Below are 6894 nucleotides of genomic sequence, written 5' to 3' on the forward strand. Positions count from 1 at the left end.
GCGCCGCGAGCAGACGGCGCCACCGGCGCCGTCTGCTCGCGGCGCAGGAAGTGAGTGGGCTTGTCCTGCCGGGTCGGTGCGGGCGGAACGGCCGCCTCGGCACGTTCCACCGGCGACGCGAGCGGTGCCTCGGCGGGCGGCGCGAGCCGTGTCTCCGTGGCGGCCGGGGCCGACGGCCCGTCGCCCTGCTCCCTCGCCGGGGTCACCCGTAGGGGTTCGCCCGCGAAGTGGCTGGAACCGTCCGGCTCGATGCGCAGCGGGACGACGTAGCCGATGCGCTCGTCGCGGACCGTGGCGAGCACGGGATGCCCGGTCGCCAGGGCGATGCGGTGCAGATGGCCGAGGACGGCCTGCTGGAGTTCCTGCCCGTCGGCGGCGACGACGGGGACGCCGCCGATACTCGCCGGCCCGCCCCCAAGCACGTGCACGTCGAGCGGGGCCACCGCGACGGCCGGACGCCTGTCGTACTGCTGTGCCCGCTTCTTCTCGCGGCTGAGTCGAGACATCGGTTCCTCACCCTGACACGTCGCCGTGCACGTACGTTGCGCTCATCACCCGTGCACCGACACGTACACGTACTGTTGAGTCTCTCCGGCCGTGCCCGGTCCGCACGTCACCGCGACGTCACAGCCTCGTTCCAAGGCCCGCGGTCACGGGGACCCGGTGACGGTCCGGCGGCGCGGGCTGCGGCGGTGGCGACGACAGGAGTGCGGGGCATGCGGACGACGGACGGGCGGCTCCCGGGACCCGAGATCTGGATCCGCGGCCCGGTGCCGGCGCCCGAACCTTCACCGGGTCCGTACGTCGCGTCCCCCGGGCCACGTCGCTTCTCCTGGATCGGCACGCACGGCGGGGCCGGAGCCTCCACCCTCGCCGCGGTCTACGGCGGCCACGACAGCGGACGGGACTGGCCCGGCCCGGACGACCCGCCGTCCGTGCTGCTCGTGGCCCGCACCCACGCGTCCGGACTGGAGTCGGTGCTGCGGACCCTGGAGGTCTTCCGGCGCGGGCAGGCCCCGACGGGCCTCGATCTGGACGCGGTCGTGCTCGTCGCGGACGCGCCGGGCCGGCTGCCGCGCCAACTCGCGCAGCGGGTACGCCTGATCGAGTCGGCCATCGACGTCTACCGGGTGCCGTGGGTCCAGGACTGGCGCCTCGGTGACCTGTCGGGCACCCCGCCCCGCGAGACCGAACCGCTGATCCGCCTCACCAGCACGGCCGCCCGGCGGATGCGCTGAGCGCGGCTCCGCCCGCGACCCCTTCCTCGGCCGTCGGGCTCGCCGCCGCCGTACGGGAGAGCCGGCTGCGGGCCGTCGACGTGGTGGCCGGGGCGCTGGAGCGGATCCGGCGGGAGGACCGCGCGCTGGGGGCGTTCGCCGAGGTGTGGGAGGACGCGGCGGCGGAGCGGGCGGCCGAGGTCGACGCGCGGGTCGCGGCGGGTGAGCGGCTGCCGCTGGCCGGGGTGCCGATCGGCGTCAAGGGCCGGCACGGGCTGCGTACGGCAGGGCAGCTGGTGGCCGCCGGCTGCGTGCCGGTGGGGGCGACGGCCGTGCCCGGACCCGGAACTCCCTGGCAGACCTGGGGAGTCGGCGCGCACGGCCGTACCGTCAATCCCTGGCGCGCCGACCGTACGCCCGGCGGTTCCTCGGCCGGTTCGGCGGCGGCGGTCGCGGCCGGTCTGGTGCCGCTGGCGACCGGCAGCGACGGCGCGGGCTCGGTGCGCATCCCGGCCGCCTGGTGCGGCATCGTCGGCCTGAAGGTCACGAACGGCCGCTTCCCGTCCCCCGACCGTACGGGGCTGGCGGCGCCGGGCGTGCTGGTCCGGTACGCGGCGGACGCGGAGGCGTACTGGCGGGTCCTCTCCGGGGAGGGCCAGGGACTCCCGCCGGGCTCGTTCACCGCCGTCTTCTCCCCCGATCTCGGATTCGCCGACCCCGATCCGGAGCCCCTGGCGCTCGCGCGGACCGCCTTCGCCCGCCTCGTGGAGGCCGACGTCGTACGGCCTCCAGGGCCGGAGACACCGTTGCGACTGGCCGACCCCGCGCCCGCCTGGCTGGCGCTCCGGGGGGCGGGTGCCACCTCGGAGGTACGGGGGGTACGGGGGATACCCGACGTGCGGGGTGTCAACGACCGTCGGCTGGCCGCCCTCTTCGACCGGGTGGATCTGTTGGTGACCCCTACGACCCCCAATGCCGCGCATGGCCACGACGGCCCCGGTGACCGCTACTCGACGGCGCTGACGTGGGCGTTCAACCTGAGCGGGCACCCGGCGATCAGCATTCCGGCGGGGGTCGGCGCGGACGGCTGCCCGGTCGGGCTCCAAGTGGTGGCGGCGCACGGTCGGGAGGCGGTGCTGCTCGCCGTCGCGGCGGCGGCGGAAGCGCGGGCGGGGACCACCGTCCCTGGCATCCCCGGAAAGCCCCGACTCCGAAGCTGAAGTACTGACTCGCAGGGCTTCGACCCTCCACGCCTCCGCACCTCCGCTCGATCCCGCACAATCCCTGGCGGCAACTACTTGCGTGTGCATATGATGCACATGCGCTTTACAGTCGCGCGCCGACCATTTGGGGGATCCATGAGCACCCGACGCTTCCTGTTCGTGCTGGGCAGCAGCCGTCACGAGGGCAACACGGAACTATTGGCCCGCGCCGCCGCCGAGCAACTGCCCGCCGATGTCGAGCAGGAGTGGATCAGCCTCGTCGAGCATCCGCTGCCCGACTTCGAGGACCTGCGCCACGACAGCGACCACGTCCGTCCCACCGAGGGCAACGCGGCCCTGCTGCTCGACGCGACGCTCGCGGCGACGGACATCGTGATCGCGTCCCCGCTGTACTGGTACACGCTGTCCGGGCAGGCCAAGTGCTACCTGGACTACTGGTCGGGCTGGCTGCGCACGCCCGGCGTGGACCTCAAGGCGACCCTGGCCGGGAGCACCCTGTGGGGCGTCACCGCGCTCGCCGAGGAGCAGCCGGCGGTGGCCGAACCGCTGGTCGGCGCCCTGCAGAACTCGGCCACGTACATGGAGATGCGGTTCGGCGGGGTGCTGCTCGGCAACGGCAGCAAGCCGGGTGACGTCCTCAACGACGCGCAGGCCCTGGCCCGCGCGAAGACCTTCTTCGCGCAGCAAGCACCCATCGCCCGGTACGCCTTCGAGACCGACTGACGGCAGGCACACCACCGACCGCGGCCTCGGTCGAGGGAAAAGGGAACGCCGGCCGTTACGCCGTGACGTCCTTCGTCGTGAACCGCGCCCAGGCCGCCGAGCCGAAGACCGCGACGTACACCGCCTGGAGGGCGAGGTTCTTCTGGAGTTCCACCCAGTAGACGGGTTCGCGCATCAGGTCGGCGAAGGACAGCCAGTAGTGGGAGAAGAGATACGGCTGGATCGCGTGCAACTGCGGGATCTGGTCGAGGATCTGCACGGTGGTGAGCAGGCCCACGGTCGTCGCCATGGCCGCGATGCCGCTGCTGGTGAGCGTGGAGACGAACAGGCCGAGCGCGGCCAGGCCGAGCAGCGAGGCGGTGACGGCCAGGGCGATCAACAGGGCCCGCCCCAGGCCGTCGGCGAACGAGATGCGCGTGCCGGAGATGGTCGTAAGGTCGCCGAGCGGGAACAGCAGCGCGCCCACCGCCAGCGCCGACACCGCGACCACCAGGGTGGCCAGCAGGCAGAAGGTCACCGTGGTCGCGTACTTGGCGAGCAGCAGGCGGGTGCGGCCGGCGGGGGCGACGAGGAGGTAGCGCAGGGTTCCGGAGTTCGCCTCGCCGGCGACCGCGTCCCCCGCGACGACGCCGACGGCCATCGGCAGGAAGAACGGAAGTGTGGCGGCCAGGGCGGTGAACACCAGGAACAGGCCGTTGTTGGTGATCTGCGCCATGAAGGCCGGTCCCTCACCGCCACCGCCCCGCTGACCGGCCGCCGAACCGTCACCGGTCTCGATCTTCACGGCGATCCCCACCAGCACCGGCACCGCGGCCAGCACGCCCAGCAGGGCGAGGGTCCGCCAGCGCCGCAGCGTGATGGTCAGCTCGCTGCGGAAGAGCCCGAGAGACCAGAACGGGCGGACGGCACGCGGCATCTCACCACCGCCGGCGACTGCGGCCGCCCCCGGGTCGGCCTTCGCTTCAGCCCGCGACATCGAAGCCCTCTCCCGTCAGTGCGACGAACGCGTCCTCCAGGGAGGCCCGTTCCACACCGAAGCCGCGCACGCGGACGCCTGCCGTCACCAACGCCGCGTTCAGCCCCGAGAGTTCACGGTCGGCGGGCTCGCCCGTCACCCGGTCCTCGGTGACGACGACGTCCGCGACGCCCTGTTCCTTGAGCACCCGGGCCGCGTCCGCCGTGTCCGGGGTCGTCACGGCCAGCCGCCCACGCGCACGGGCCGCGAGGTCGGCCACCGGGCCCTGGGTGAGGAGCCGCCCGCGTGCCATGACGGCCGCGTGCGTGCAGACCTGCTCGATCTCGTCGAGGAGGTGGGAGGAGAGGAACACGGTGGTGCCCTCAGCCGCCAACTCCCGCACGAGCACCCGGATCTCGCGCATGCCCTGCGGATCGAGACCGTTGGTCGGCTCGTCCAGGACCAGCAGCCGGCGGGGCTGGAGGAGTGCGGCGGCCAGGCCCAGCCGCTGCTTCATCCCTAGCGAATAGGCTCGCGCCTTCTTCGCGGCTGCCGCCGTCAGCCCCACCCGCTCCAGCGCCTCCGACACGCGGGCACGCCGGGTGCGGGGGTCGGCGGTGGGGTCGGCGGCGTCGTAGCGCAGAAGGTTGTCGCGGCCGGAGAGGAAGCCGTAGAGAGCGGGGCCCTCGATGAGCGCGCCGACGTCCGGCAGCACGGCGCGGGAGGCGCGGGGCATGGGATGCCCGAGCACCCGCGCCGTGCCCGAGGTGGGCTCGATGAGGCCCATCAGCATGCGGATGGTGGTGGTCTTGCCCGAGCCGTTCGGACCGAGGAAGCCGAAGACGCTGCCCGCCGGGACGGCCAGGTCCAGGCCGTCGACGGCGAGCTGTCCGCCGCGGTAACGCTTGGTCAGGGCGCGGGTGTGGATGACGGTGTCGCCGCCGACCGGACCCGGTACCCCGAGCGCCGCCTCCGCCGAGCCGCCCTCATCGTCGTCGTCATCCATCGACTGTCTGTCCCCGTCCCCGTCCCCTGATCGCCGGTTTCACGTCAGGGTACTCAGCGCTCCCCAGGTGCCTGCCCTGTGCCTACTTCCCGGAGTTCGCCGCCTTCACGAGGGCGTCCTTGGTGACGGCGCCGACGTAGACCTTGCCGTCGTCCGTGACCAGGGCGTTGACCAGGCGGGTGGAGAAGACGGTGCCCGAGCCGAACTTGCCGTCGACCTTGTCACCGAAGGAGCCCAGGAACCCGCCGAGACCGCCCGCGTCGGGGAGGTCACCGGAGGAGGGGACGCCCTCGCCGCCCGAGTCGAAGGTGGCGATGGTGGTCCAGCCCTCGCCGAGGACGTCGAGCCCGGCGAAGTCGTTCGCGATGTCCCCTTCCAGGTCACCCTTGCCGTGACCCTTGAAGCCGTCCTTGGAGGGCGCGGGTACTTCGGTCGGGGCGTCCGCGCTGTCCTCCTCGGTCACCTTCGCCCCATTGGGCGGGGTGAAGTCGAAGGTGGAGGCGGCCGGCTTGGCGAAGCTGACCTGGGTGAAGCCGGCGTCGACGACCGCGGCGCCGCCGCTCGTCGGCGTCAGCGTGAACTTGAGCGGCAGCCCCGTCTTCGCGTCCACGGCCACACTGATCGCGCCGACCGTCGAACCGGACTGCTTGGGCTTGACCAGCAGCTTGTAGGCGTCGCGGCCGGCCACCTGGACGGTGCCGTCCACGGTCACGGACGTGGTCTCGTCGACGGCCTTCAGGGCTTCGTCGGTGAGGTCCTTGGGCGTGGTGGGAACGGGCTCGGCCGCCTTCTCCCCCTCCGGAGCGGTGGAGTGATAGACCTCGTTGGAGGCGCTGTCGTACCCCCACACGTCCTTGCCGTCGTGGATGAGGCTGTACTCGGCGGCGTTCTCCAGGAGAGACAGCTTCTGCTTGTCCGGGCCGTCGGCGGCGACGCGCAGGGTGTGCGTGCCGGAGGCGAGTTCCGTGAGCTTGGCGGAGGGGTCGGCGGAGGATCCGCCGTCGCCTTCGCCGCCCCCGGTGACGCCGGAGAGCAGCCCGCTCTCCAGCCCGCCCAGGTCGGGCAGACCGAGGTCGGTGGTGATCTTCACCGTGCCGGACAGCTGCTGTACGTCCGATGCGGCGATCTTCTCGATGAGCTGCTGTGCGGTGATCTTCGGCAGGTCGGGGTCGCCCGAGTCGGCGAGCGCCGGGACCAGCCCGATCGTCGCCGCCGCGACACCGATCACGGTGACCGGAACGATGTACCGCACGGCCTTGCGCCGTCCGACACGCAGATCGTCGGCCTTCCCGGCGGGCGTGCTGTCGTCGGATGCGTACGGTGCCATGTGTGCCTTACCTCCGTCGTCGGCGGCGGCCGGTCGTCGCGCGGGTCAACGTCCCCCACTCAAGCCGCCATTCTCACCCGAATCGGTGAGGAGTGGTGATTTCCGTAGTCCCTATCTGACCAAATCAGCCACCCGTTTACGTCAACCCGAGGACTCAACTCCACGTACGCCTGGGGTATGACGTGAGGGTGGAGGGCGTCAGGGTGGGGTGAGGGAGGGAGTCGGGGACGCGGTTGGCGGAGGCCGCGGGCCGGAGACCGGGATGGTGCGCGGGACCAGCGGGCCGACGGCGGCTGCGGGACGGCGCGCCGAGGCCCGGTGCGGGAAGGTGTGCCGCCCGAGGGGGTGCCGCCGGGGTCCGGGGCGGAGCCCCGACGTGGTTCGAGGGTCACTTTTCGACGGACCGAGTCGGGCGGGTGAGTGGGCGGGTGGTCGGCGGGTGG

Annotated in this window: 6 protein-coding genes and 1 pseudogene; 3 read left to right on the forward strand and 4 right to left on the reverse strand. The window is 72.7% G+C overall.

What is annotated here, in order from left to right; translation table 11 throughout:
• Nucleotides 1-506: pseudogene (locus BZL64_RS36615) on the reverse strand (tetratricopeptide repeat protein); the annotation flags it as partial.
• A gap of 210 nt (nt 507-716) precedes the next feature.
• Between BZL64_RS36615 and BZL64_RS36620 the strand changes: the two are divergent.
• From BZL64_RS36620 to BZL64_RS36630, 3 genes are all read left to right on the forward strand, one after another.
• Entirely contained in the window at nt 717-1238 is a 522-nt protein-coding gene (locus tag BZL64_RS36620; RefSeq protein WP_086773327.1) for a hypothetical protein, read from the forward strand.
• Nucleotides 1235-2437 carry an amidase family protein gene (locus tag BZL64_RS36625; RefSeq protein WP_086773328.1) on the forward strand — a complete coding sequence of 401 codons (1203 nt, stop codon included), beginning with the start codon at nt 1235-1237 and terminating at the stop codon, nt 2435-2437. Before BZL64_RS36620 ends, BZL64_RS36625 begins: the two co-directional genes overlap by 4 nt.
• A 138-nt stretch (nt 2438-2575) precedes the next feature.
• A complete protein-coding gene (locus BZL64_RS36630; RefSeq protein WP_086773329.1) occupies nt 2576-3163 on the forward strand; it encodes a flavodoxin family protein in 588 nt (195 codons plus the stop codon).
• 55 nt (nt 3164-3218) lie between these two features.
• Here BZL64_RS36630 and BZL64_RS36635 read toward each other — a convergent pair whose 3' ends face one another.
• From BZL64_RS36635 to BZL64_RS36645, 3 genes are all read right to left on the reverse strand, one after another.
• Nucleotides 3219-4139 carry an ABC transporter permease gene (locus BZL64_RS36635; RefSeq protein WP_086773330.1) on the reverse strand — a complete coding sequence of 307 codons (921 nt, stop codon included), beginning with the start codon at nt 4137-4139 and terminating at the stop codon, nt 3219-3221.
• Nucleotides 4126-5124, reverse strand: coding sequence for an ABC transporter ATP-binding protein (locus BZL64_RS36640; RefSeq protein WP_086773331.1), 999 nt, complete (start codon nt 5122-5124; stop codon nt 4126-4128). The genes BZL64_RS36635 and BZL64_RS36640 overlap by 14 nt, the downstream gene beginning before the upstream one ends.
• Before the next feature lie 82 nt (nt 5125-5206).
• Complete coding sequence (locus BZL64_RS36645) at nt 5207-6451, reverse strand: LolA family protein (protein ID WP_086773332.1); 1245 nt, start codon at nt 6449-6451, stop codon at nt 5207-5209.
• Between the last annotated feature and the right edge of the window lie 443 nt (nt 6452-6894).

Source organism: Streptomyces bobili (assembly GCF_002154575.1).
In the GTDB taxonomy this organism is placed as follows: Bacteria; Actinomycetota; Actinomycetes; order Streptomycetales; family Streptomycetaceae; genus Streptomyces; species Streptomyces bobili.